This is a genomic window from Paracoccus sanguinis, assembly GCF_012689545.1.
GTDB classification, from domain to species: domain Bacteria; phylum Pseudomonadota; class Alphaproteobacteria; order Rhodobacterales; family Rhodobacteraceae; genus Paracoccus; species Paracoccus panacisoli.
The window spans coordinates 2,990,524-3,013,892 of record NZ_CP051542.1; the positions used below are offsets into that span (position 1 = coordinate 2,990,524).

At 71.9% G+C, this 23,369-nt stretch carries 24 protein-coding genes and 1 tRNA gene; 14 read left to right on the forward strand and 11 right to left on the reverse strand.

The genetic code is table 11. From position 1 onward, the window contains the following. Positions 1-9 precede the first annotated feature (9 nt). Together HGN31_RS14345 and HGN31_RS14350 are read right to left on the reverse strand one after the other, a co-directional pair. Entirely contained in the window at positions 10-1,380 is a 1,371-nt protein-coding gene (locus HGN31_RS14345; RefSeq protein ID WP_168783644.1) for a cytochrome P450, read from the reverse strand. Next, positions 1,377-2,582 (reverse strand): hypothetical protein, encoded by a 1,206-nt coding sequence (locus HGN31_RS14350; RefSeq protein ID WP_168783645.1) that lies wholly within the window; start codon positions 2,580-2,582, stop codon positions 1,377-1,379. Before HGN31_RS14350 ends, HGN31_RS14345 begins: the two co-directional genes overlap by 4 nt. Before the next feature lie 429 nt (positions 2,583-3,011). Between HGN31_RS14350 and gatB the strand changes: the two genes are divergently transcribed. Continuing rightward, the gene (gene gatB / locus HGN31_RS14355) at positions 3,012-4,526 is read left to right on the forward strand and encodes an Asp-tRNA(Asn)/Glu-tRNA(Gln) amidotransferase subunit GatB (protein ID WP_168783646.1); all 1,515 of its coding nucleotides are present in this window, start codon (positions 3,012-3,014) and stop codon (positions 4,524-4,526) included. Positions 4,527-4,577: 51 nt separating this feature from the next. Here gatB and HGN31_RS14360 read toward each other — a convergent pair whose 3' ends face one another. Beyond that, entirely contained in the window at positions 4,578-5,648 is a 1,071-nt protein-coding gene (locus tag HGN31_RS14360) for a calcium/sodium antiporter (protein WP_211096305.1), read from the reverse strand. Positions 5,649-5,748: 100 nt separating this feature from the next. Between HGN31_RS14360 and HGN31_RS14365 the strand changes: the two genes are divergently transcribed. Beyond that, positions 5,749-6,378 carry a DUF4177 domain-containing protein gene (locus HGN31_RS14365; protein ID WP_168783647.1) on the forward strand — a complete coding sequence of 210 codons (630 nt, stop codon included), beginning with the start codon at positions 5,749-5,751 and terminating at the stop codon, positions 6,376-6,378. Between the two features lie 73 nt (positions 6,379-6,451). Here HGN31_RS14365 and HGN31_RS14370 read toward each other — a convergent pair whose 3' ends face one another. Next, positions 6,452-6,652, reverse strand: coding sequence for a SlyX family protein (locus tag HGN31_RS14370; RefSeq protein WP_168783648.1), 201 nt, complete (start codon positions 6,650-6,652; stop codon positions 6,452-6,454). Between the two features lie 47 nt (positions 6,653-6,699). Here HGN31_RS14370 and hisS point away from each other — a divergent pair, with 47 nt between their 5' ends. From hisS to HGN31_RS14390, 4 genes are all read left to right on the forward strand, one after another. Beyond that, positions 6,700-8,178 carry a histidine--tRNA ligase gene (gene hisS / locus HGN31_RS14375; RefSeq protein ID WP_168783649.1) on the forward strand — a complete coding sequence of 493 codons (1,479 nt, stop codon included), beginning with the start codon at positions 6,700-6,702 and terminating at the stop codon, positions 8,176-8,178. Between the two features lie 7 nt (positions 8,179-8,185). After that, on the forward strand, positions 8,186-9,292 hold the full coding sequence (locus HGN31_RS14380; protein WP_168783650.1) for an ATP phosphoribosyltransferase regulatory subunit: 1,107 nt from the start codon (positions 8,186-8,188) through the stop codon (positions 9,290-9,292). Then, the gene (hisG, locus tag HGN31_RS14385; RefSeq protein ID WP_168783651.1) at positions 9,286-10,011 is read left to right on the forward strand and encodes an ATP phosphoribosyltransferase; all 726 of its coding nucleotides are present in this window, start codon (positions 9,286-9,288) and stop codon (positions 10,009-10,011) included. Before HGN31_RS14380 ends, hisG begins: the two co-directional genes overlap by 7 nt. A gap of 70 nt (positions 10,012-10,081) precedes the next feature. Beyond that, entirely contained in the window at positions 10,082-10,360 is a 279-nt protein-coding gene (locus HGN31_RS14390) for a DUF2171 domain-containing protein (protein ID WP_036712510.1), read from the forward strand. Between the two features lie 239 nt (positions 10,361-10,599). Here the strand turns inward: HGN31_RS14390 and ftsY are convergent, their stop codons facing one another. Both ftsY and HGN31_RS14400 read right to left on the reverse strand, forming a co-directional pair. Continuing rightward, positions 10,600-11,742: a signal recognition particle-docking protein FtsY gene (gene ftsY / locus HGN31_RS14395; RefSeq protein ID WP_168783652.1), complete on the reverse strand. Its 1,143-nt coding sequence runs from the start codon at positions 11,740-11,742 to the stop codon at positions 10,600-10,602. A gap of 155 nt (positions 11,743-11,897) precedes the next feature. After that, positions 11,898-12,827: a class I fructose-bisphosphate aldolase gene (locus tag HGN31_RS14400; RefSeq protein WP_036702449.1), complete on the reverse strand. Its 930-nt coding sequence runs from the start codon at positions 12,825-12,827 to the stop codon at positions 11,898-11,900. A gap of 240 nt (positions 12,828-13,067) precedes the next feature. On the opposite strand from HGN31_RS14400, the gene HGN31_RS14405 reads away from it, so the two are divergent. Then, complete coding sequence (locus tag HGN31_RS14405; protein ID WP_168783653.1) at positions 13,068-13,379, forward strand: hypothetical protein; 312 nt, start codon at positions 13,068-13,070, stop codon at positions 13,377-13,379. A 72-nt stretch (positions 13,380-13,451) separates the two neighbouring features. Here HGN31_RS14405 and HGN31_RS14410 read toward each other — a convergent pair whose 3' ends face one another. Further along, on the reverse strand, positions 13,452-14,654 hold the full coding sequence (locus tag HGN31_RS14410; RefSeq protein ID WP_168783654.1) for a phosphoglycerate kinase: 1,203 nt from the start codon (positions 14,652-14,654) through the stop codon (positions 13,452-13,454). A gap of 192 nt (positions 14,655-14,846) precedes the next feature. Here HGN31_RS14410 and HGN31_RS14415 point away from each other — a divergent pair, with 192 nt between their 5' ends. After that, complete coding sequence (locus HGN31_RS14415) at positions 14,847-15,347, forward strand: peptidylprolyl isomerase (protein WP_036702441.1); 501 nt, start codon at positions 14,847-14,849, stop codon at positions 15,345-15,347. After that, positions 15,340-15,936 (forward strand): peptidylprolyl isomerase, encoded by a 597-nt coding sequence (locus HGN31_RS14420; RefSeq protein WP_036702440.1) that lies wholly within the window; start codon positions 15,340-15,342, stop codon positions 15,934-15,936. The genes HGN31_RS14415 and HGN31_RS14420 overlap by 8 nt, the downstream gene beginning before the upstream one ends. Before the next feature lie 246 nt (positions 15,937-16,182). On the opposite strand, the gene HGN31_RS14425 is transcribed toward HGN31_RS14420, so the two are convergent. Further along, positions 16,183-16,809 carry a J domain-containing protein gene (locus HGN31_RS14425; protein WP_036702439.1) on the reverse strand — a complete coding sequence of 209 codons (627 nt, stop codon included), beginning with the start codon at positions 16,807-16,809 and terminating at the stop codon, positions 16,183-16,185. 71 nt (positions 16,810-16,880) lie between these two features. Between HGN31_RS14425 and HGN31_RS14430 the strand changes: the two genes are divergently transcribed. From HGN31_RS14430 to HGN31_RS14445, 4 genes are all read left to right on the forward strand, one after another. Further along, entirely contained in the window at positions 16,881-17,141 is a 261-nt protein-coding gene (locus tag HGN31_RS14430; protein ID WP_168783655.1) for a BolA family protein, read from the forward strand. Between the two features lie 95 nt (positions 17,142-17,236). After that, entirely contained in the window at positions 17,237-18,202 is a 966-nt protein-coding gene (gene glpX / locus HGN31_RS14435) for a class II fructose-bisphosphatase (protein WP_036702465.1), read from the forward strand. Positions 18,203-18,324: 122 nt separating this feature from the next. Next, a complete protein-coding gene (recJ, locus tag HGN31_RS14440) occupies positions 18,325-20,067 on the forward strand; it encodes a single-stranded-DNA-specific exonuclease RecJ (RefSeq protein WP_036732022.1) in 1,743 nt (580 codons plus the stop codon). A gap of 146 nt (positions 20,068-20,213) precedes the next feature. Continuing rightward, positions 20,214-20,288: transfer RNA gene (locus HGN31_RS14445), tRNA-Glu, on the forward strand. On the opposite strand, the gene HGN31_RS14450 is transcribed toward HGN31_RS14445, so the two are convergent. The 3 genes from HGN31_RS14450 to HGN31_RS14460 form a co-directional block, all read right to left on the reverse strand. Beyond that, a complete protein-coding gene (locus tag HGN31_RS14450; protein ID WP_139305879.1) occupies positions 20,276-20,686 on the reverse strand; it encodes a hypothetical protein in 411 nt (136 codons plus the stop codon). The genes HGN31_RS14445 and HGN31_RS14450 overlap by 13 nt on opposite strands. Positions 20,687-20,923: 237 nt before the next feature. Next, positions 20,924-21,667, reverse strand: a complete 744-nt coding sequence (locus tag HGN31_RS14455) for a Bax inhibitor-1/YccA family protein (RefSeq protein ID WP_036712627.1) — start codon at positions 21,665-21,667, stop codon at positions 20,924-20,926. A 133-nt stretch (positions 21,668-21,800) separates the two neighbouring features. After that, positions 21,801-22,781, reverse strand: a complete 981-nt coding sequence (locus HGN31_RS14460) for an NADPH:quinone oxidoreductase family protein (protein WP_168783656.1) — start codon at positions 22,779-22,781, stop codon at positions 21,801-21,803. A gap of 151 nt (positions 22,782-22,932) precedes the next feature. Between HGN31_RS14460 and HGN31_RS14465 the strand changes: the two genes are divergently transcribed. Continuing rightward, positions 22,933-23,304 (forward strand): helix-turn-helix domain-containing protein, encoded by a 372-nt coding sequence (locus HGN31_RS14465; protein ID WP_168783657.1) that lies wholly within the window; start codon positions 22,933-22,935, stop codon positions 23,302-23,304. The last annotated feature ends 65 nt before the right edge of the window (positions 23,305-23,369 follow it).

Here is a 23,369-nt window from a genome sequence, read left to right on the forward strand (position 1 = left end):
GCCCGCGCTTCAGCCGCGCCGCGACAGCCGCACGCGGATGCCGTCGCGTCCCCGCACCGTCAGCCGCGCCACCGGCACCGGATCGACCGCGCCGCGGGTCAGCCGCAGGTCGCGGCAGATCAGCGCCAGCATCAGCGGCCCTTCGACCATCGCGAACCCCGCGCCGGGGCAGACCCGCTGCCCGGCGCTGAAGGGGACATAGGCGGCTCGCGCGCAGGCCCGGCCGTTCTCCGTCTCCCACCGGCCGGGGTCGAAGCCGTCCGGGTCGTCCCACAGCCGCGCGTGGCGGTGCAGGTGCCAGGGCGAGATCACCACCTGCGTCCCGGGCGGCAGGGGGCGCTCGCGGAAGACCTCGGGGCGGGTCGTCTCGCGCACCATCATCGGCACGGGGGGGTAGAGCCGCATCGCCTCGCGGAAGACCGCGCGGGCCACCCGCAGCCGCGCCACGGCGGCGAACTCGGGCGCCTCGCCGGTCAGCACCGCGGCCGCTTCGTCGGCCACCCGTTCCTGCCAGTCCGGGAAGGCGGCGAGCAGCCACAGCGCCCAGGCCAGCGCGCTGGCCGAGGTCTCGTGCCCGGCCAGAAAGAAGATTGCCACCTGATCGACCATCTCGGCGGGCGAGAAGCCCGCCCCGGACTCGGGGTCGGGCGTGGTCATGATCTTGGTCGCCAGATCGTCGGGCGCGGTGCCGGCCGCAATCGCCTCGGCCCGCGCGGCCACCAGCCCGGCGATCAGCCCGCGGATCTCGGCCGCCGTCGCCCGCGTCCGCCGCCCGTGCGGGCGCGGCAGCCACGCAGGCCAGGGCAGCAGCGCGGCGAGGTTCACGATCGGCTGCGCGTCCTGATGGGCGCGGAAGGCCGCGAACACCCGCGCCGCGGTCGCGTCCTCGATCGGGATCGAGAAGAGCGTGCGGAAGATCGCATCGGCGGCGGCGTGGCTCGTCTCGGGCTCGAGGTCGATCTCGCGCCCCGCCTGCGCGCCGAGCCTCTGGGCCAGCGCCAGCGCCGCGTCGCGCACGCCGGGAAAGGTCTCGCGCAGCCGCCCGCCCTCGAACGCCGGGTCGATGATCCGGCGCTGCCGCGCCCACTCGGCGCCGTTGGTGACGAAGACCGACCGGCCGAGCAGCGGCGCCAGCCCCTCGCGCAGCCGCGCGGACTTGGGGAAATCCTCCGGCCGCTCCTGCAGCACCAGCCGCACCAGCGCCGGATCGTTGCAGACGACCGAGTGGATCAGCGGGCTGCGGAACTCGGCCATCCAGGCGCGGTAGAGCCGCGCGGGCAGCGCCGACAAGAGGTCGCGCTGGAACGCGCGGGCATAGCGCAGCACGCTGCCACGCCCCTCGGTCGAGGGCGGCTTCGGCGGGACCGGCGGCGCGCTCATGGCGCCCCCTCGGCCCGGCCGGGCCAGTCGTTCACCGCCCGCGCGATCCGCCCCGGCGAGTGGCCCCGCCCGGCGAACCGGTCCCCGAGCCGCAGCGGCCCGGCGGTGATGGAGAAGTAATCGTAGCCCTCGGGCCGGTCGAAGGCGCAGAGATACTGGAAATGCAGCCGGAACCACCGGCCCCTGAGCGCCCGCTGCGTCTCGGGCGAGAGCGTCCGGCTGAACGCCGCCGACAGCACCAGCGGGCCGACCCGCCCCGCGGGCTCGACCGAGGACACCGCCACCGGGTCGCAAAGCCCGAAGCAGCAGGCGTCGCCCGGCGCGCTCACGTCCACCCACGTCACCTCGGCCCGCGCCGAGAGGAACCGCAGGTCCGCTCGCAGCCGCCCGGCGCGCGGCAGGAACGAGGCCATCGGCACCACGTGCCCCAGCGTCAGCAGCGCCAGCCGCCCGTCCTCGGCCGCCCGGCCGACGCGCAGCAGATCGGCCAGCACCGAGACCGCCAGATAGGCGCCCGAGGAATGGCCCACCACCAGCACCTCGTCCCAGTCGCCCGCCAGAACCTCGGCCACCCGGTCGGCAAAGACCGCGATCCGCGCCTCGAGCGCGGGCGGATAGGCGCCCCCGTCCTGCGCGGTGAAGGCATAATCGTGCATGAGGTAATAGGCGAACACCCGCCCGTCGATGCGCCGGAACCACCCGAGCAGCGCCGCCCCCGCCGCCAGCCCCAGCACGACCCCCGGCAGCCAATGAACCAGCCGCGCCCCGAGCACCGCGATCCCCACCGCCAGCAGGACCGCGGCCAGCGCCTGCGCCAGCAGCACCGCGATGGGATAGAGTGCCGCGATCACCGGCCCTCGGCGCAGCCGCATCAGCCGCCAGAGCGCGCCCGAGCCGACATAAGCCCAGGCCGTGCGGACAAGCTGCCCGTAGGTCGCGGGGATCGAGTGCCCCATCGAGCCCGCCACCACGTCGGCCCAGACCAGCACCTCGACCTCGGCCTCGGCTGCGCCCTCGGGGAAATCCCCCGTCACCCCCCAGCCAAACCCGGTCCGGTCGCCGCGCGCCCCGAAGCCCAGCCGATAGCCCGAGATTGCCGCCTGCCGCGCCCCCTCGCGGCGGTAGAGCTCGCGGTAGCGGCGCGGGGGGATGGGGTCATAGCCGGGGATGTAGAGAACCCGGCGGCGAAAGGGTCGGGTCATCGTCCGGCTCGGCGGTCAGCGTCGTGAAATGGGTATGTGAACCGGAACGAAGCGGCAAGGGCAGGGGCTGGGGCCGGGGCTGGGGCAAGGGCCGGGACTGGGGCAGGGGCTGGGGCTGGGACTGGGGCAAGGGCGGGGGCAGTGGCGGCAAGGGATTGGGCAAGGGGCGGGGCTGGGGCAAGCGTTTGGGCAAGGGCAAGGGCAAGGGCAAGGGCCGGGGCAAGGGCAGGGGCGGGGGCAGGGGCAGGGGACGCGCCCACCCGTGCCCCACCGACCGTCGCGGGCGCGTCCGGCCGGGCTGACCCGCCGCCCTGCGCGCCCCACCCCTTCTTTCGGGCCCGAACCCCGGCTCACCCCGCCCCACCCGCGCCCTTGCCCCGCACCCGAGCGCGGCCTAGAACCGGCCGACACTCGAAAAGGACGCCCGCGATGCTCGACCATCTCGATTTCACCGCCCCCGCCCCCAAGGTCATCTCGGGCGCGAAGGGGGAGTGGGAGCTGGTCATCGGCCTCGAGGTCCACGCCCAGGTCGCCTCGAACGCCAAGCTCTTCTCGGGCGCCTCGACCGCCTTCGGGGCCGAGCCGAATAGCAACGTGGCCTTCGTCGATGCGGCCATGCCGGGGATGCTGCCGGTGATCAACGAATTCTGCGTGGCCCAGGCGGTCCGCACCGGGCTCGGGATCAAGGCCGCGATCAACCTGACCTCGGCCTTCGACCGCAAGAACTACTTCTACCCCGACCTGCCGCAGGGCTATCAGATCAGCCAACTCTACCACCCCATCGTGGGCGAGGGCGAGGTGATCGTGGACATGGGCCCGGGGCTCGCCCGCCGCGTGCGGATCGAGCGCATCCACCTCGAACAGGACGCCGGCAAGTCGATCCACGACATGGACCCGGCGCTCAGCTTCGTCGACCTCAACCGCACCGGCGTCGCGCTGATGGAGATCGTCTCCCGCCCCGACATCCGCGGCCCCGAGGAGGCCGCCGCCTACGTCGCCAAGCTCCGCCAGATCATGCGCTATCTCGGCACCTGCGACGGCAACATGCAGAACGGCAACCTGCGCGCCGACGTCAACGTGTCGGTCTGCAAGCCCGGCGATTACGAGCGCTATCAGGAGACCCAGGATTTCAGTCATCTGGGCACCCGCTGCGAGATCAAGAACATGAACTCGCTGCGCTTCATCCAGGCCGCCATCGAGTATGAGGCCCGCCGCCAGATCGCCATCCTCGAGGATGGCGGTTCGGTGGTGCAGGAAACCCGCCTCTACGACCCCGACAAGGGCGAGACGCGCTCGATGCGCTCCAAGGAAGAGGCGCACGATTACCGCTACTTCCCCGACCCCGACCTCCTGCCGCTCGAGATCGAGCAGGGCTGGGTGGACGACATCGCGGCCTCGATGCCGGAACTGCCCGACGAGAAGAAGGCGCGCTTCGTGCAGGCGCTGGGGCTGTCGGAATACGACGCCGGCGTGCTGACCGCCGAGGTCGAGAACGCCGATTATTTCGAGGCCGTGGCGCAGGGCCGCGACGGCAAGCAGGCGGCCAACTGGGTCATCAACGACCTGTTCGGGCGGCTGAAGAAGGAAGGGCTCGAGATCGGCGCCTCGCCCGTCTCGGCGGCGCAGTTGGGCGGCGTGCTCGACCTCATCGCCTCGGGCGAGATCTCGGGCAAGATGGCCAAGGACCTGTTCGAGATCGTCTGGACCGAGGGCGGCGACCCCGCCGAAATCGCCGCCGCGCGCGGCATGAAGCAGGTCACCGACCTCGGCGCGATCGAGGCCGCGGTGGACGAGATCATCGCCGCCAACCCCGCGCAGGTGGAAAAGGCCAAGGCGAACCCCAAGCTCGCGGGCTGGTTCACCGGACAGGTGCTCAAGGCCTCGGGCGGCAAGGCCAACCCGGCGGCGGTCAACGAACTGGTGGCGAAGAAGCTGGGGCTCTGAGGGCCGGGCCCCCGGCGGCGCGCGGGCGCGCCGCTCGGCGGCCGAGCGCGTTCAGCGGGGCTGAGGCTTCGGCCGCAGCCAGATGGCCAGCGCGGTCAGGACCGTCAGCGGCATGACGAACAGCAGCATCGCCCGCGTATAGCCCTGCAGCCGGTGATAGTCCTCGGCGGCCAGCACCAGATAGCCCACGTAGAAGACGTAATAGGCCAGGAAGATCGCCCCCTCCCACCGGGCGATCCGGCAGCCGGTCAGGAAGATCGGCAGACAGGCGACCGCCGCCCCCATCATCACCCAGGCGTCGAAGGCCATCACCGAGGGCGCGACCGTCAGCCCCGCCGGGCCCGCCACCAGCCCGGCGATCCCGAGGCAGCCGAGGATGTTGAACAGGTTGCTGCCGACCACGTTGCCCACCGCCATGTCGCGGTTGCCCTTCAGCGCCGCCGTCAGCGAGGTGGCGATCTCGGGCAGCGAGGTGCCCGCCGCCACGATGGTCAGCGCCACGACGAGGTCGCTCACCCCCAGCGCGCGGGCAAAGCTGACCGCGGCGCTGACCACGAGCTGCGCCCCGATCACCAGCCCGACCAGCCCGCCGAGGATCAGCCCGGCCTGCACCAGCCGGCCGCTCGCCCAGTCCTCGGCCGGGGCCGGCTCGTCGGCGACGGCGCCCGCGCGCAGCGTCCGGCGCGACTGGATCACCACGAACGCCGTGTAGGCGACGAGCAGCGCGAGCAGCAGCCCCGCCTCGCCCATCCCCAGCACCCGGTCGCGCAGCATCACCAGCAGCAGCCCGGTGACGCCGATCATGATCGGCACTTCCTGCCGGATCAGCTGCCGGTCCACGGCCAGCGGCATGATCAGCGCGCTCAAGCCGAGGATGAAGAGCACATTCAGGATGTTGCTGCCGATCACGTTGCCGATGGCGATGTCGGTCTGCCCGCCCGCCACCGCGCCGACCGAAACGGCGATCTCGGGCGCCGAGGTGCCGAAGGCCACCACCGTCAGCCCCACGACCAGCGGCGTCAGCCCCAGCGAGATCGCCAGCCGCGAGGCGCCCTTGACCAGCAATTCGGCGCCGGCGACCAGCAGCGCCAGCCCGCCGACGAAACTCAGGATGTTCAGCATCGCTCGCCTCTCGCGCGCCGGTCCGCCCCGGCCGCGCCATCCCTCTCACCGGACGGGGCGCCGGTCAATCGGCGCGCCGCCTCTGGTCCGGCGGGCGCGGATGCCCTATCTCCGGTCCGACGACGGACAACCGGAGGCCAGCGTGCAGCAGCTCTACGAATACACCGTGATCCCCGCCCCGGCGCGGGGTGAAAAGGCCCGCGGCGCCCGCACCCCGGCCGAACGCTTCAGCTTCGCGCTGCTGACCGAGATGAACCGCATGGCCGCGAACGGCTGGGAATACGTGCGCGCCGAGACGCTGCCCAGCGAAGAGCGCAGCGGGCTGACGAGCCGCAGCACGGTCTATCACAACGTGCTGGTGTTCCGCCGCGCGCTCGCCCCGGCGCGTCCCGCCGCCGCCCAGCCGACGCCGGCCGCCACCGCGCCCTCTGACGCCGCTCCGGCGCGCCCGGCGGCCGCCCCCGTCGTCAGCACCCCGCGCCCCGCCGCGCCCGCGACGCCGGCCGCCGCACCGCCCGCCGACTGGCCCGACGCCGGCGCGGGCGAGGGCGTCGCCGCGGCGCAGCAGGTCGATGCCTACGACGAACCCGGCTTCGACCCCGCACCCGCCGAAACTCCCGCCGAGACCGACCCCGCGGCGCCCCCGGCCTTCACCCGCCGCCCGCCGCTCGCGGCCAGCACGCCGGAAGCGCTCACCGCCCCGCACCGCCTCGGCCCCGCGGAACGCTGACGCCTCGGGCTGGACCCAAATATCCCCGCCGGAGGCTCCCGCCGCCCCCGCCCCGCGCGGGCGCCGGGGCAGTTCACCAATGCGGCGGGCGCTGGTCGGCGAGCGGGATGGTCCCCTCCGCCGCCTCGCGGTCGGCCTCGCGCTCCATCAGCAGCCCGACCCGGCGCGACAGCCGCCTCAGCTCGACATCCTGCCGCGTGACCACGTCCGACAGCTCCTCGACCGCCCGCGTCAGATGCGCGATCCGCTCTTCCAGCGTCTGAAACTTGTCCATCCCGGGCCCTTCCGCTAAGCGGTCCCGGCATCTCACGGATCAGACCGATGGCCAAGGACAAACCCCGCCGCCCGCGCGCCGAGCCGCCCAAGGGCTTCCGCGACAGCTTCGGCGCCGACGTGACCGAGCGCAACCTCATGCTCGAGCGCATCGCCGCCGTCTATCGCCTGCACGGCTTCGACGCGCTCGAGACCTCGGCCGTCGAGACGGTCGAGGCCCTGGGCAAGTTCCTGCCCGACGTGGACCGCCCCAACGCGGGCGTCTTCGCGTGGCAAGAGGAACAGGTCCCCGGCGGCGGCTCGGGCGACTGGCTGGCGCTCCGCTACGACCTGACGGCGCCCCTCGCGCGCGTCGCGGCGCAGTTCCGCAACGACCTGCCCTCGCCCTATCGCCGCTACGCGATGGGCCCGGTCTGGCGCAACGAAAAGCCGGGGCCGGGCCGCTTCCGCCAGTTCTATCAGTGCGACGCCGACACCGTGGGTGCCGCGTCGGTCGCTGCGGACGCCGAGATCATCGCCATGCTCGCCGACGCGCTCGAGGCGGCGGGCATCCCGCGCGGCGACTATCTGGTGCGCGTCAACGACCGCAAGGTGCTGAACGGCGTGCTCGAGGCCGCGGCGGTCGCCCCCGAACAGGCCGCCGACGTGCTGCGGCAGGTGGACAAGTTCGACAAGGTGGGCGCCGAGGGCGTCCGCGCGCTCTTGACCCAGGGCCGCACCGACGAGAGCGGCGCCCGCATCGACGGCGTGGGCCTGACCGAGGCGCAGACCGCGCCCATCCTCGCCTTCCTCACCGCCCGCGCGGCGACCAACGAGGCGACGCTTGCCAACCTCACGGCCGCCGTCGGCGGCTCGACCGTCGGCGCCGAGGGCATCGCCGAGCTGACCGAGATCGCGGCGCTGCTCGCCGCGACGGGCCTCGGCCCCGACCGCGTGGTCATCGACCCCTCGGTGGTCCGCGGCCTCGGCTACTACACCGGCCCGGTGTTCGAGGCCGAGCTGACCTTCGAGATCCTCGACGACAAGGGCCGCCCGCGCCAGTTCGGCAGCGTCGCCGGGGGCGGGCGCTACGACGATCTCGTCGAGCGCTTCACCGGGCAGAAGGTGCCCGCCACGGGCGTCTCGATCGGCGTGGACCGCCTGCTCGCGGCGCTGAGGGCGCGCAATCCGGCCGAGACGACCGCCCGCGGGCCGGTCGTGGTCACCGTCATGGACCGCGACCGCATGGCCGAATATCAGGCGATGGCGGCCGAACTGCGGGCCGCGGACATCCGCGCCGAGGTCTATCTCGGCAACCCCAAGAACTTCGGCAACCAGCTCAAATACGCCGACAAGCGCGCCGCGCCGGTCGCGGTGATCGCGGGCGCCGACGAGGCCGCGCGCGGGGTGGTGCAGGTCAAGGACCTCATCCTCGGCGCGAAGATTGCCGCGCAAGCCTCTGTCGAGGAATGGAAATCGCAGCCCGCGCAGGTCGAGGTCCCGCGCGCCGACCTGGTCGAGACCGTGCGCGGCATCCTCGCCCGCTGAGCCGACCATGACCCGCCCGCTCGCCCCCCGCACCGCCGCGCAGGCCCAGGGCCGCCGCATTCTCGAGGCCTTCCGCGCCGCCGGAGCGACCGAGGTCGCCCCCGACATCCTGCTGCCGGCCGAAACCCTGCTCGACCTCTACGGCGAGGACATCCGCGCCCGCGCCTATGTCACCACCGACCCTGTGCGGGGCGAGGTGATGCTGCGCCCCGACTTCACCGTCCCGGTGGTGCAGATGCACATGGCGGGCGGCGCCGACCCGGCCCGCTACTGCTACCTGGGCGAGGTCTTCCGCAAGCAGGACCAGGGCGACACCCGCCCCGAGACGCCGCGCGACAACGAATACCTGCAGGCCGGGTTCGAGCTCTTCAGCCGTGAGCCGCAGGCCGATGCCGAGGTCTTCGCGCTCTTCCACGGCATCCTCGCGCCGCTTGGCCTCGACGCCACGATGGGCGACATGGACCTGCTGCTCGATGCGGTGGACGGGCTGCCGCTGCCCGACGACCGCCGCGCGGCGCTGCGCCACCACATCTGGCGCCCGCGCCGCTTCGAATCGCTGCTCGAGCGTTTCTCGCACCCCGTCCCGCCGCGGCACTTCGCCGTGAACGGCGCGCCGTGGACGGGCGAGCGCACCCGCGCCGAGATGCACGACCGCATCGCCCGACTGGAACGCGGCGCCGTCAGCCCGGCGCTGCCGGCGATCTGGCGCGAGCGGCTGCACCGGCTCTTCACCATCGCCGGCCCCGCGCCGGTGGCGCTGGCCGAGCTGCGGGTGCTGGCCGACCACATCCCCGCCATCGCCGAGGCGGTCGAGCGTCTCGCCGGCCGCCTCGACGCGCTCGCCGCCCGCGGCATCGACCCCGAGACGGTGCGCTTCGACGCCAGCCACGGGCGGCGGACGATGGAGTATTACGACGGCATGACCTTTTCCTTCACCGCCCCCGCCCATCCCGACTGGCCGCCCGTCGCCTCGGGCGGGCGCTACGACGCGCTGACCGCGGTGCTGGGGCAGGGGTCCGGGAACGGGGGCGGGGGCGGGAGCGGGAGCGGGAGCGGGGCCATCCCCGCCGTCGGCGGCATCATCCGCCCCGCGCTGGTGGCCGCGCTATGCTGACCCCGGCCCCCAGCCAGGCCCTCAAGCTCGGCGTCCCCTCCAAGGGCCGGCTGATGGAACAGACCTTCGAGTGGTTCGCCGCCCGCGGGCTGCGCATGGCCCGCAGCGGCGCCGACCGCGAATACGCGGGCCAGGTCGAGGGGGTGGACGGCCTGTCGCTGGTCCTCCTCTCGGCCGGCGAGATCCCCCGCGAACTTGCCGCCGGCCGCATCCATCTCGGCGTCACCGGCTCGGATCTGGTGCGCGAGAAGCTTGCCGGCTGGCGCTCGGACGTGACCGAGATCGCGCCGATGGGCTTCGGCCACGCCGATCTGGTGATCGCGGTGCCGGCCTGCTGGCGGGATTGCGAGACGCTGGACGACCTCGCCGCCATCGCCCGCGACTTCCGCGCCGCCCACGGCCACCGGCTGCGGATCGCCACCAAGTATCACCGGCTGGTGCGCGCGTTCCTCTCGGCGCACGAGGTCGCCGACTACCAGCTCGTCGACAGCCAGGGCGCGACCGAGGGCACGGTGGCGAACCTCACGGCCGAGGCCATCGCCGACATCACCTCGTCGGGCGAGACGCTGCGGGCGAACAACCTCAAGATCCTCGACGGCGCGCTGATCCACCCCAGCCAGGCCACGCTCTTCGCCGCCCGCAGCGCGGTCGAGCGGCCCGACCTGCGCGCCCTGCTGACGCGGCTGGGCCTGCGGGCCCCGGGCGTCGAGACGGTCTGAACCGAAGGGCCGCAGCCGGCGTTGCCCTCGGGTCCGGGGCACCCATGCCCCCATCCGAGGAGACGGACCCATGGCAGACGCAAGCCAGATCAAGGACGACATGGAGATCGTGGGCGCCGACGGCGTGCACGTCGGCGTGGTCGACCACATGGACGGCGACCGCATCAAGATGAAGCGCAAGGACGAGGCGCACGGGGTGAAGATGGAGCACCATCACTACATCCCGATGGGCAACGTCGCCTCGGTCGACGGCGGCAAGGTCTGGCTGTCGGCCGACGCCGCCAACGCCCGCCAGCTGCTCGAGGAAGAGGACGGCTCGCCCGTCGACCACGGCGACGCGGCCCGCTGATCTGAGCGCCCAACGCCCGATCCGGCCCGCCGCCCCCGCGCGGCGGGCTTTTTCATGCGCGGGGCGGGGTGACGGGGAAATCGTTCGCATGAACTGTGCATGAACATCGCACGAACGTTGCAGGAACCCTGCACGCCCCGTGCATGGCCATGTCCGGCAAAACCCGGCCTCCGCCGATGGGACGCCGGGCGCGTTCATACGCCCGGCCGTTGCGCGGGTGTTGCGCGAACGTTGCGCCGCTACAGCCCGACCAGCGCGCGGGCGAACTCGTCCGGCTCGAAGGCGTCGAGGTCGTCGATCTGCTCGCCCACCCCGATCGCGTGGATCGGCAGCCCGAACCGATCGGCCAGCGCCACCAGCACGCCCCCGCGCGCCGTCCCGTCCAGCTTGGTCATCACCAGACCCGAGACGTCGGCCAGCTTGCGGAACGTCTCGACCTGGCTCAGCGCGTTCTGGCCCGTGGTCGCGTCCAGCACCAGCAGGGTGTTGTGCGGCGCCGAGGGGTCGCGCTTGCGGATCACCCGGACGATCTTGGCGAGCTCCTCCATCAGGTCGGCGCGGTTCTGCAGCCGCCCGGCGGTGTCGATCAGCAGAAGGTCCGCGCCCTCGGCCTCGGCCCGCGCCATCGCGTCATAGGCGAGGCTGGCCGGGTCCGACCCTTGCGCCGCGACCATCACCGGCACGCCTGCGCGCTGGCCCCAGACCTGCAACTGCTCGACCGCCGCGGCCCGGAAGGTGTCACCCGCCGCGATCACCACCGACTTGCCGGCGGCCTTGAACTGGCTGGCGAGCTTGCCGATCGTCGTGGTCTTGCCCGAGCCGTTGACGCCCACCACCAGCACCACCTGCGGTTTCTTGGCATAAAGAGGCAGCGGCCGCGCGACCGGGGTCATGATCCGCGTCACCTCGTCCGCGAGCGCCTGCTTCAGCTCGGTCGCGCTGATCTTCCGCCCCATCCGCCCCTCGGCGATGTTGGCGGTGACGCGCAGCGCGGTCTCGGTCCCCATGTCGGCGGCGATGAGCATGTCCTCGAGATCCTCGAGCATCGCGTCGTCCAGCTCACGCCGCGGCTCGGCCGGGGCGCCGCCGCCGAACAGCCGGCCCATCAGGCCGGGCTGCGAGGCGGGTTGCGGCGCGGCCGGGCGAGGCGCCGGGGGCGTCTGCGGGGCGGGCTGCGGCGCGGGCGTCGGGGATTGCGGGGCGGGGGCAGGGGCAGGAGGCTGCGGGGCGGGCGTAGGCTGAGAGGTCGGCGCAGGCTCCGGCGCAGGGCGCGGCGCAGCCGCTGCCGCGTCCGTCCCCTGGCCGATCAGGTCATCCAGCCCCGTCCCGATCTTCGAGGACGACTTGGTCAGACGCTCGCGCAGCTTGGAAAAGAACGACATGGCCGGCCCCCGTGACTTTGCGCTCTCCCTAAAGCACGCGGCGCGGAAAGGGAAACCCCGCGCCGGTCAGGCCGACGCCTCGGCCCGATCCAACGCCGGAAACGAAAACGGGCGGCGCCGCAGCGCCGCCCGTCCACTCCTCAACCTGAAACGGATCAGGCCTTGCCGAGGTAGATGTCCACCAGCTTGCCGAGCATCGCCAGCGCATCCTCGCGCGAGCGCTGGAAGCTGTTGCGGCCGATGATCGAGCCGTTGCCGCCGCCGTCGCGGATGGCGATGGCGTCCTCGTAGACCGCGTCCGACCCCTTGGCCGCACCGCCCGAGAACACCACGATCCGGCGCCCGCCGAAGGCCGCCTGCATGCAGTGCTCGACGCGCTTGGCCTGGGTCGAGATGTCGATCCCCTGATCCTCATAGACCTTCTTGGCGTCCTTGTTCTCGAGGTGGTCGGTCGAGAGCTTGATCTTGATGATGTGCGCGCCCAAGAGCGCCGCGATCTGCGCGGCATAGGCCGCGATGTCGATGGCGGTCTCGCCGTCCTTGGTGATCGCCTCGCCGCGCGGATAGGACCAGATCACCGTCGGGATGCCGACCGAGGCCGCCTCGGCGCGCATCTCCGAGATCTCCTCGAACATGTCGAGCGCCATGTCCGAGCCGGGGTAGATGGTGAAGCCGATGGCGGCGCAGCCCAGACGCAGCGCGTCCTGCACGGTCGCCGTCACCGCCTGGTTCTTGCCCGCGGTGTCCGACATCAGCGAGTTGGCGCTGTTGCACTTGAGGATCGTCGGGATCTGGCCCGCGAAGCTGTCGGCGCCGGCCTCGATCATGCCCAGCGGCGCGGCATAGGCGTTCAAGCCCGCGTCGATGGCGAGCTGGTAGTGGTAGTGGGGGTCGTAGCCGAGCGGGTTCTTGGCGAAGCTGCGCGCCGGGCCGTGCTCGAAGCCCTGGTCGACGGGCAGGATGATCATCTTGCCGGTGCCGGCCAGCTTGCCCGTCATCAGCATCCGGGCCAGATTGCCCTTCACGCCCGGGTTCTCGCCCTCGTAGTTGGCGAGGATCTTCTTGACGGTGTCGGTCATCTGCATCGGAGGCGCTCCACGGTTCACGGATCAGGTTGGCGACCCCTTAGCAGACCGCCGGGCGAGGGGAAGGCCGGTTGCGCTAACGGCTGCGGCGGGGCGTCAGTGCCTCGGGTTGAGGGCGCGGCGCGGCGGCCCCCCTGCCGGAACCCTGCCGCGCTTGCGGGGGTTCTGGTTCCACACCGGGTGCGCACCCCGACCCGCACCGCCCGACACCCCACCGCCCTTCCGCAGCGAGGTAACCTCATGTCCCACAGCGAAAACACGCCCGAGCGCAGCGCTCGCCGCCACAGCCCGGCGCTGATCGCCATCGTCGCGGCGCTGCTGCTGGCCGGCATCGCGGCGCTGGTGTTCGGCTGGATGAACGGCCGCCCCGAGCCGGTGGGCGAGCACGCCCCGGCCTCGGGCGCGGTCAGCACCACGACGCCGGGCACGACCCCCGCGGCGACCGACGCGGCGGTGCCCGCGGCCCCGGCGACGACCACGCCGCCCGCTACCGCGACGCCGCCCGCCACCACCACCGGTCCGGCGGCGACCACCCCGGCCGCGAGCAACTGACCTACACCCCGCGATGCGGAAAGGGGCGGCCCGGCGGGCCGCCCCTTCGTCATGTCCACGCGACGCCGTGCGTCAGCGCTTGGAATCGATCAGCGCCGCGACGCCGGGCAGGTCCTTGCCCTCCATCCACTCGAGGAAGGCGCCGCCCGCCGTCGAGATGAAGGTGAAATCCTGCGCGACGCCCGCCTTGTTCAGCGCCGCCACCGTGTCGCCGCCGCCGGCGACCGAGACGAGCTTGCCCTCGCGCGTCAGCTCTGCCGCGGCCTGGGCTGCGGCGTTGGTGGCCGCGTCGAACGGCCGGATCTCGAAGGCGCCGAGCGGGCCGTTCCAGATCAGCGTGCGCGCGGCGGCGAAGACGCCGCGGATCGCCTCGACCGTCTGCGGGCCGGCGTCGAGGATCATCGCGTCGGGCGGGCAGGCCTCGGCCGGGACCAGCTCATGCGGCGCGTCCTCGCGGAACTCGCGCGCCACCACCACGTCCACGGGCAGGTGGATCTGGCAGCCCGTCTCGGCGGCCTTGGTCAGGATGTCGCGGGCGGTGTCGGCCATGTCCGGCTCGGCCAGCGACTTGCCGATCTCGACGCCCTTGGCCAGCAGGAAGGTGTTGGCCATGCCGCCGCCGATGATCAGGTGATCGACCTTCTCGACGAGGTTGCCGAGCAACTCGAGCTTGGTCGAGACCTTGGCCCCGCCGACCACCGCCGCCACCGGCCGCTCGGGCTCACCCAGCGCGGCGTTGAGGGCGTTCAGCTCGGCCTCCATCAGCAGGCCCGCGCCGGCGGGCAGCAGCCGCGCCACGCCCTCGGTCGAGCTGTGGGCGCGGTGGGCGGCCGAGAAGGCGTCGTTCACATAGACCTGCCCCAGCGCGGCGAGCGAGGCGCTGAAGGTCGGGTCGTTCGCCTCTTCCCCCGGATAGAAGCGGGTGTTCTCGAGCAGCAGCACGTTGCCCGGCTGCAGTGCGGCGACCGCGCGCTTGGCGTCGCCGCCGATCGCGTGTTCGGCGAAGGCCACCGGCTGGCCCAAGGCCGCCTCGAGCGCCGGGAGGACCTGGCGCAGGCTCATCGCCTCGACCGGCTGGCCCTTGGGACGGCCGAAATGCGCCATCAGCACCGGGATGCCGCCCTTGGCCTGGATGGCCTTGATGGTCGGCACGATCTTCTCGATGCGGGTGGCGTCGGTCACGCGCCCGTCCTCGACCGGGACGTTCACGTCCACGCGGGTCAGGACCACCTTGCCGTCGAGGTCCAGGTCGTCGATGGTGTGGAAACGGGGCATGGTCTCTTACTCCTCGCGGGCGCGGTGCTGGCGCCTTGTCCGACAGCTTCACGGTCGCGTCAACTCATCGTCAACCCCGCGGTGGCCGCGCGGCATGGACCCGCAGCCCTCCGTCGGGCGTTGCGGGGGCACGGTTCGCGGCCTAGACCGGCCGCCGGACACCGATCCCGGACCAACGACGAGGAGACCCCGATGGCCGACATCAAGGACCCCGAAAACACCATCATCATCGAGCTGAAGGACGGCCCGGTGGTGATCGAGCTGCTGCCCGACGTGGCGCCCAAGCACAGCGCGCGGATGAAAGAGCTGGCCCGCGCCGGCAAGTATGACGGGGTCGCGTTCCACCGCGTGATCGACGGCTTCATGGCCCAGACCGGCGACGTCGAGCATGGCCGCGAGGGCGGCGATGCGCGGCGCGCCGGCACCGGTGGGTCGGACCTGCCGGACCTGCCGGCCGAGTTCTCGAAGCTGCCGCATTCGCGCGGCACGCTGGGGGCGGCGCGGTCGTCGAACCCGAACAGCGCCAACAGCCAGTTCTTCATCAACTTCAAGGACAACGACTTCCTGAACGGGCAGTACACGGTCTATGGCCGGGTCGTCTCGGGGATGGAGTTCGTGGACAAGATCACCCGGGGCGAGCCGCCGGCGAACCCCGACCGGATGATCTCGGTCAAGGTGGCTGCCGATGCGTAAGCTGTTCCTGTCCTCCGCCCTGATCCTCGCCGCCGGCGTGGCCCAGGCCCAGGTCGCGGCCCCCAAGGCCACCGACGGCCCCGGCCCGAACATGGTGATCGAGGTCGCCGACGCCGCCGGCCAGCCCAAGGGCAAGATCGTGCTCGACCTCTATGCCGACAAGGCGCCGAACCATGTCGAGCGGCTGACCACGCTGGCCCAGCAGGGCAAGTATGACGGGGTGGTGTTCCACCGCGTGATCGACGGCTTCATGGCCCAGACCGGCGACGTCCAGCACGGCCGCCACGACGGCGACACGAGCCAGGCCGGCATGGGCGGGTCCGACCTGCCCGACCTCAAGGCCGAGTTCAGTGACGTGACGTTCGGCGCGGGCACGGTCGGGATGGCCCGCTCGGCCGACCCGGACAGCGCCAACAGCCAGTTCTTCATTGACCTCGCGCCGGCGAACTTCCTCGACGGGCAGTACACCGTCGTGGGGCAGCTGATCGAGGGTTGGGACGTGCTCAACGCGATCAAGAAGGGCGACCAGGCGGCGAACGGCGCGGTCGAGAAGCCCGACTACATGAGCAAGGTGACCATCGCGCCGTAAGGCGGGTGGGTCGAGATGCTGATGGCCCGCCGGATCGGCGGGCCATCGACTTTTTGGGCACAGCGTTGCACCCTTTTTGTTGATCAGTCGCTCGGTCCTTGCTCAGTAAGTGAGGATGTGGGGCGCGGACGAATAGCACGCACACCTAGCGCGTGGCTTTTCCCATGATGGCGCTCCACAGCCCGAGCGTCGCGCGGCTCAGCGACAATCCCGTAACGACATCGGAAAATCGCGCCCCGGCCCGCCTCACTCCTTGAAGCTGCGGCTGTCCTTGAGCTGGTCCCAGGCCCAGACGACCTCTTGCAGACGGTCCTCGTCCGAGCGGTCTCCGCCGTTCATGTCGGGGTGAAGATCCTTCACCAGCGACTTGTATTGCTTGCGGATTTCCGCACGTGTCCAGCTGTCGCGGGCGTCGAGGATCTCGAGCGCGCGGCGCTCGGTCGGGGGCAGCTTGCGGGTGGCGCGGCTGCGCGCCTCGGGGTTGGTGCCGTTGGCGCCGAGGATCTCGAGCGGGTCGTTGACGCCGTGGCGCGCCCACGCCTGTTCCTGCGTCGCGCGGCCGAAGGGGCGGGTCGGACGCTCCCACACCGTGGCGTTGTCCAGAAACTCCTGGAACTCGGCCTCGGACTGGCCCTGGAAATAGTTCCAGTTGGCGTTGTACTCGCGCACGTGGTCCTTGCAGAACCAGAAGTAGTCGTCGAGCTGCTTGGGCGACTTGGGCGCCCGGTACTGCCCCGGCTCGGAACAGCCGACCTTGTCGCAGCGCCGGGTCGACGTCTCGAACGCGCCGGACATCCCGCGCCGGCCCTTGGCGCGGCGCTTCTTGTCCGACGCGGCGGACATATCGAAACCGAACGGGTCGCTGTTGGTCATGGGGCCCTGCTTTTCGACTCGGGACCGGGAGTGTAGGGCATTTGAACCCGAGGGAAAGAGGAACCGGCCCCATGACGCGAGAGATTGCCGACGAGATGCGCGAAAGGCTGGCCACGCTGGCGCCCACCCGGCTCGAGGTCATCGACGAGAGCCACCAGCACCACGGCCACGCCGGCTGGCGCGAGGGTGGCCAGACCCACTGGCGCATCCGGATGAGCGCCCCGGCGCTGGCCGGGCTGAGCCGCGTCGAGCAGCACCGGCTGGTGAACCGCGCGCTGGGCGACATCGTCCCGCGCATCCATGCGCTGGCGCTCGAGCTGTCGGCCGACTGAGCAGCACCACCCCGCCGCCCCCGTGTTAGCGCCCCCAGTCTTGCCGCGGCGGGGGGGCGGGCGTAACAGCGGCCAAACCCGCAGGAGACCTGATGATGACCGCGCCCAAGGATTTCAACGACCGGATGCTCTCGCTGGGCCTTGCCCGGGTGAGCGAGGCGGCAGCCCATGCCTCGGCGCGACTCATCGGCCGCGGCGATGAAAAGGCCGCCGACCAGGCCGCGGTCAACGCCATGCGCGAGCAGCTCAACATGCTCGACATCAAGGGCGTCGTGGTGATCGGCGAGGGCGAGCGCGACGAGGCGCCGATGCTCTATATCGGCGAGGAGGTCGGCACCGGCTCCGGCCCCGAGGTGGACATCGCGCTCGACCCGCTCGAAGGGACGACGCTGACCGCCAAGGACATGCCGAACGCGCTGACCGTGATCGCCATGGCGCCGCGCGGCACGCTGCTGCACGCGCCCGACGTCTACATGGACAAGCTGGCGGTGGGGCCGGGCTATGCGCAGGATGTCGTCAGCCTCGACATGACGCCGACCGAGCGGGTGCACGCGCTGGCCAAGGCCGGCGGCGTGAAGCCCGAGGACATCACCGTCTGCATCCTCGAGCGTCCGCGCCATGAAGAGATGATCGCCGAGGTCCGCGCCACCGGCGCCGCGATCCGGCTGATCACCGACGGCGACGTGGCCGGCGTCATGCACGTGGCCGAGCCCGAGAAGACCGGCATCGACATGTACATGGGCTCGGGCGGCGCACCCGAGGGGGTGCTCGCGGCCTCGGCGCTCAAGTGCATGGGCGGGCAGATGTGGGGCCGGCTCTTGTTTCGCAACGACGACGAGCGCGGCCGCGCCGCCAAGGCCGGGATCACCGACCTGAACCGCATCTATTCGCGCGACGAGATGGTGACGGCCGACGTGATCTTCTCGGCCACCGGCGTCACCAACGGCTCGATCGTGCAGGGGCTGCGGCGCGAGCCGCAGTTCATCGAGACCGAGACGATCCTCATGCGCTCGAAGACCGGGTCGGTGCGGCGGGTGTTCTACCGCAACCCGATCCGCTGACCTGACCCGGCGGCACAGCACCGGCTGCGCCGCCGATGGGTCTCCGGGCCGGACAGACGCCGGCCCGTGGCGCGTGGCCCGAGGGGGTTGCCTAAGGCGGCCGCCTTGGCGACAAGCGCGCCATGACCGCATTCCTGAATGTCGAGGCGTCGCTGACCGGCCGCCGCTGGGCGGGCCCCGATCCCGCTGAAGAACGGCTGGCCGAGGGGCTGGCGCAAGCCGCCGCCCTGCCGCTGCCGGTGGCCCGCATCCTCGCCGCGCGCGGCGTCGCGCCCGAGGCGGCGGGCGGCTATCTGGAACCCAAGCTGCGCGACCTGCTGCCCGACCCGCTGTCCTTACGCGACATGGGCGTGGCGGCCGAGCGGCTGGTGGCCGCGGCGGTGGGCGGCGAGCGGATCGCGGTCTTTGCCGATTACGACGTGGATGGCGGCGCGTCGGCGGCGCTGATCCTCGCCTGGCTGCGCGCCCAGGGGCGGGATGCGACGCTCTACATCCCCGACCGGATCGACGAGGGCTACGGCCCCAACGCCCCCGCCATCGCGGCGCTGGGGGCGGCCCATGACCTGATCGTCTGCGTCGACTGCGGGACGCTGAGCCACGAGGCGCTCGCCGCCGCGGGGCGGGCCGAGGTCATCGTCCTCGACCACCACCAGGGCGGCGAGACGCTGCCCCCGGCGCTGGCCGTCGTGAACCCCAACCGGGCCGACGAGGACGGCAGCCTCGGCCATCTCTGCGCCGCGGGGGTGGTGTTCCTGACGCTGGTGCAGGCGAACCGCGGCCTGCGGGCGCGGGGGCTGGCCGAGCCCGCGCTGATCCCGCTGCTCGATCTGGTGGCGCTGGCGACGGTGGCCGACGTGGCGCCGCTCATCGGGGTGAACCGCGCCTTCGTGCGGCAGGGCCTCGCCATCATGGCCCGGCGCGAGCGGCCCGGGCTGGTGGCGCTGGCCGATGCCGCGCGGCTCGACGGGCCGCCCTCGGCCTTCCACCTCGGCTTCCTGCTCGGGCCGCGGATCAACGCGGGCGGCCGGGTCGGTCGCGCCGACCTGGGCGCGCTGTGCCTGAGCTGCGGCGACCCGTCTGAGGCCGCGCGGCTCGCCGCCGAGCTCGACGCGCTGAACCAGGACCGCCGCGCGATCGAGGCCGGGGTGCGGGCCGAGGCCGTGGCGCAGGCCGAGGCGCGCGGCGACGCGAGCCTCGCCTGGGCGGCCGGCGCGGGCTGGCATCCGGGCGTCGTCGGCATCGTCGCCGCCCGGCTGAAAGAGGCGAGCGGCCTGCCCTCGGTTGTGATCGGCGTGGCGGGCGGGGTGGGGAAGGGCTCGGCCCGCTCGGTCCCCGGCGTCGACATCGGCCGCGCGGTGCAGCGGCTGGCCGCGGAAGGGCTGATCGAGAAGGGCGGCGGGCACGCGATGGCCGCCGGACTGACGGTGGCCGAGGCGGCGATTCCCGCAGCGATGGCGCGGCTGTCCGAGCTGCTGGCCCCGGCGCTCGCGGGGCGGGCCGAGGCCGGGCGGCTGCGGATCTCGGGGCTGCTCGACCCGGCCTTCGCCACCGTCGATCTGCTCGAAGCGCTGGACCGCGCCGGGCCGTTCGGGGCGGCGGCGCCGGCGCCGCGGTTTGCGCTGGCCGACGTGATCCTCGAGCGGGTCGAGACGATGGGCGACGGCCACCTGCGCCTGCGCGCCCGCAGCCCCGGCGCGCCGGCGCTCGACGCGGTTGGCTGGGGGGCGATGCAGGGCCCGCTGGGCCCCGCGCTGCTCGGCGCGCACGGGCGGCGGTTTCACCTGGCCGGGCGGCTCGACCTGTCGGTCTGGGGCGGGCGGCGGCGGGTGCGGCTGCGTCTGGACGACGCCGCGCCGGCGGCCTGAGGCGCGGGGCAGGGCGGCCCGCCCCCCGGGCGGGGCGGGGCCGAGAGGAAAGATCGCCGAGGGGATCATTTTCTGCTTGCGGCCCCCGGCAGGGTCGCCTAAACACCGCTCCACGCCGCGCAGCAGACGCTGAGAGGCGCCACGGTGGCCCGTTCGTCTATCGGTTAGGACGTCAGGTTTTCAACCTGAAAAGAGGGGTTCGACTCCCCTACGGGCTGCCACTTTTCCCAAAGATTTCAGACACACGGCTGACGTTGCTGGAGCGGCGATGACTGAGCCTTTCGGACTTCCGCCCGAGTTCTTTGCCCGGCTTGGGTACTACGTCGTCGTGGCCGGCCATATCGAGCATACGCTTCACGAAATGCTGCCCGGCTTCCAATCGCGTCTCTTCATCCAAGAGGAGATCAAGGCGCGAAAGAGCAGGAAGACCTTGCTTCGCGCTGTAAGGGCGATGACCAAAGACCTGCCCGCTGACTTGGCTGCTGACGTGTCCATCTTCTGCCACCGCGTGGAAGAGCGGGTCGATTACCGGAACCGGGCGGTCCACGGGGCGTGGTTCAAAGTCGAGGGTCGGTCGGAGATGATGAACCTTCATTTCGTCAAGGACGAGGCGGGTCACCTGCATCCTGCGCCGATGCCGATCACGAGCAGATCGAGGCGGCCATCGAGGAAATCGAGGCGATGCTGGTGACCGCTTTCGCGCTCCGGGACTGGATCGGCCCTCTCAGGGCCCAGCAGGGTGAGCCAGCCTGACCAGTGACCGCTGGCTCCCGCCGCTGGCTCCTCAGGCCTCTCCAAGGCCCAAACGAAAAGGGCCGGCGTTTCCGCCGGCCCCCGTCAACTCAGTGCCTGAGGATCACTCCTGCTGGCCCATGAAGCTCAGCAGGAAGGTGAAGAGGTTCAGGAAGTCCAGGTACAGCGTCAGCGCACCCATGATCGCCGACTTGCCGATGAAGTCGCTGTTGGACGCGGCAAGCTCAAGGTAGGTGTTCTTGATCCGCTGGGTGTCATAGGCGGTCAGGCCCGCGAAGATCAGCACGCCGATGGTCGAGATCGCGAACGCGACCGCGCCCGAGCCGACGAAGATGTTGACGATCATCGCGATGATTAGGCCAACGAGACCGATGATCAGGAACCGCCCCATCGCCGTCAGGTCGCGCTTGGTCGTGTAGCCATAGAGCGACAGCGCCGCGAACCCGCCCGCGGTGGCGAGGAACGTCGTCACGATCGACGCATCGGTGTAGCGCAGGAAGATCGAGCTGAGCGAGGCGCCCATCGCCGCGGCGAAGGCATAGAACATCAGCGTGGCGCCCTGCGTGGACAGCCGGTTCAGCGCCGCGCCGAACGCGAACACCATCAGGAGGGGCAGGAACATGATCACCCAGCGCACCGGCGACTGGTAGATCACCCGCCCGAACTCGGTCCAGGCGCCCGGGCCGCCGGCCATCTCGGCGAAGCCCCAGGCGACAGCCGCGCTGACCGCCATGCCGGCCGTCATCAGGCTGTAGACCTTGTTCATGTAGGCCCGCAGGCCTTCGTCATAGACCGCAGCACGGGGGGCCGTCGTGGCCGGGCGGCGGATCGTGTTGTAGTCTGCCATCGTCGTTCCTTGATCGAGTAAGCTCTGCAGCCCGCGCCAAGGCGGACTGTCCCGGAAATATCGTGGCCGCACCGCGGGTTTTCAACCGCCGGGCGGCGAAAAACGGCCCCCTTCGGCGTGCCGCGGGGGGGCGTCACGCCCGGCCCGGCTCGGGCGCGATGGAGAGCACGACCTTGCCCACCGCGCCGCGGCCGCGCAGCAGCGCGTAGCCGGCGGCGGCCTCCTCGAGCGGCAGGACGGTGCCGGTGGTCGGGCGCAGGCGACCCGCGGCATAAAGCGCGAAGGCCGCGTCGAGGCTGGCGCGCAGGGCGGCGGGATCGGTGATGCGGTAGCCGCCCCAGTAGAAGCCGATGATCGAGATGTTCTTGACCAGCGCATGGTTGAGCGGCAGCGCGGGCGGTCGCCCGCCGGCAAAGCCGATCAGCAGGTGCCGCCCGCCCGGACGCAGCGCCCGGAACGCCGCCAGCCCCGGCGCGTCGCCCACGGCGTCATAGACGATGTCCACCCCGCCGAGCGCCTTGAGCGTCGCGGTCAGGTCCTCGACCTCGGCGCTGTCGATCAGCTCGGTCGCCCCTGCGCGTGCGGCGGCCTCCAGCTTGTCGGCGCCGCGCGCGATGGCGATTACGCGGGCGCCCGAGACGGCGGCGATCTCTACCGCCGTCAACCCGACCCCGCCGCCTGCGCCCAGCACCGCGACCGTCTCGCCCGCTGCCAGCCGTCCCGGCCCGGTCAGGGCGAGGTGGCTGGTGCCGTAGGCGACCTGAAAGCCGGCCGCGTCCTCCATCGGCATGGCGTCGGGGATCGGGGTGCAGCGGTCGGCGGCGAACACGCCGCGGTCGGCGAGCGTGCCGTGCGCGCTGACCGCCACCCGCGTGCCGGGGGCGAGGGTGACGCCCGGACCTGCCGCCTCGACCACGCCCGCGCCCTCGAGCCCGGCGGTGAAGGGCACCGGCGGGGTGTCCTGATAGCGCCCCTCGGCCATCAGCAGGTCGGCAAAGTTCAGCGCCGCTGCATGCAGCCGCACGACGACCTCGCCCGGGCCCGGCGCGGGGCGCGCCGCCCCCGCCCCTGTCACAAGCGTCGGCCCCTCGCCCGTGGCGTTGATTCGGATCATCCGGTCCATGTCATTCCCCCTCGTCGCGGCGCCCCTCGGTCAGGCCCGCCGGACCTGTCTTTTTAGGCAGAGGTCCCTGTTTGTCATGCGATTATTCTCGCAGATTGCGTTTCGCAGCGTTATTTCCCGTATCACTTGCACGAGGTTCACGATGAAACACGTTGTCGATGTGCACGTCGGCCAGAGGATCCGGCATCGCCGCTGGACGATCGGCATGACTCAGCAGCAACTCGCCGATTCTGTCGGCATCAAGTTCCAGCAGATCCAGAAATACGAGACCGGCATGAACCGCGTCTCGGCCTCGCGGCTGTGGGACATCGCCCAGGCGATGGACGTGCCCGTGGCCTTCTTCTTCGAGGGGTTGGACGGCGCGTCGCCGGCCGAGTTCGACCTGATCTCGGACAAGGAGGCGCTGCAGCTGATCCGCGCCTATTACAGCATCCCCGAGCCGCAGCGCCGGCAGATCTTCGAACTGGCCCGGGTGCTGTCGGTCAGCGCCAACCCGACCTCGCTGTCGGCCTGACGGCCACGGACACGGCGGCGACGGCGCCGGGTGGCGCGGGGGCGGGCGGTCGGCTAAGTCTCGCG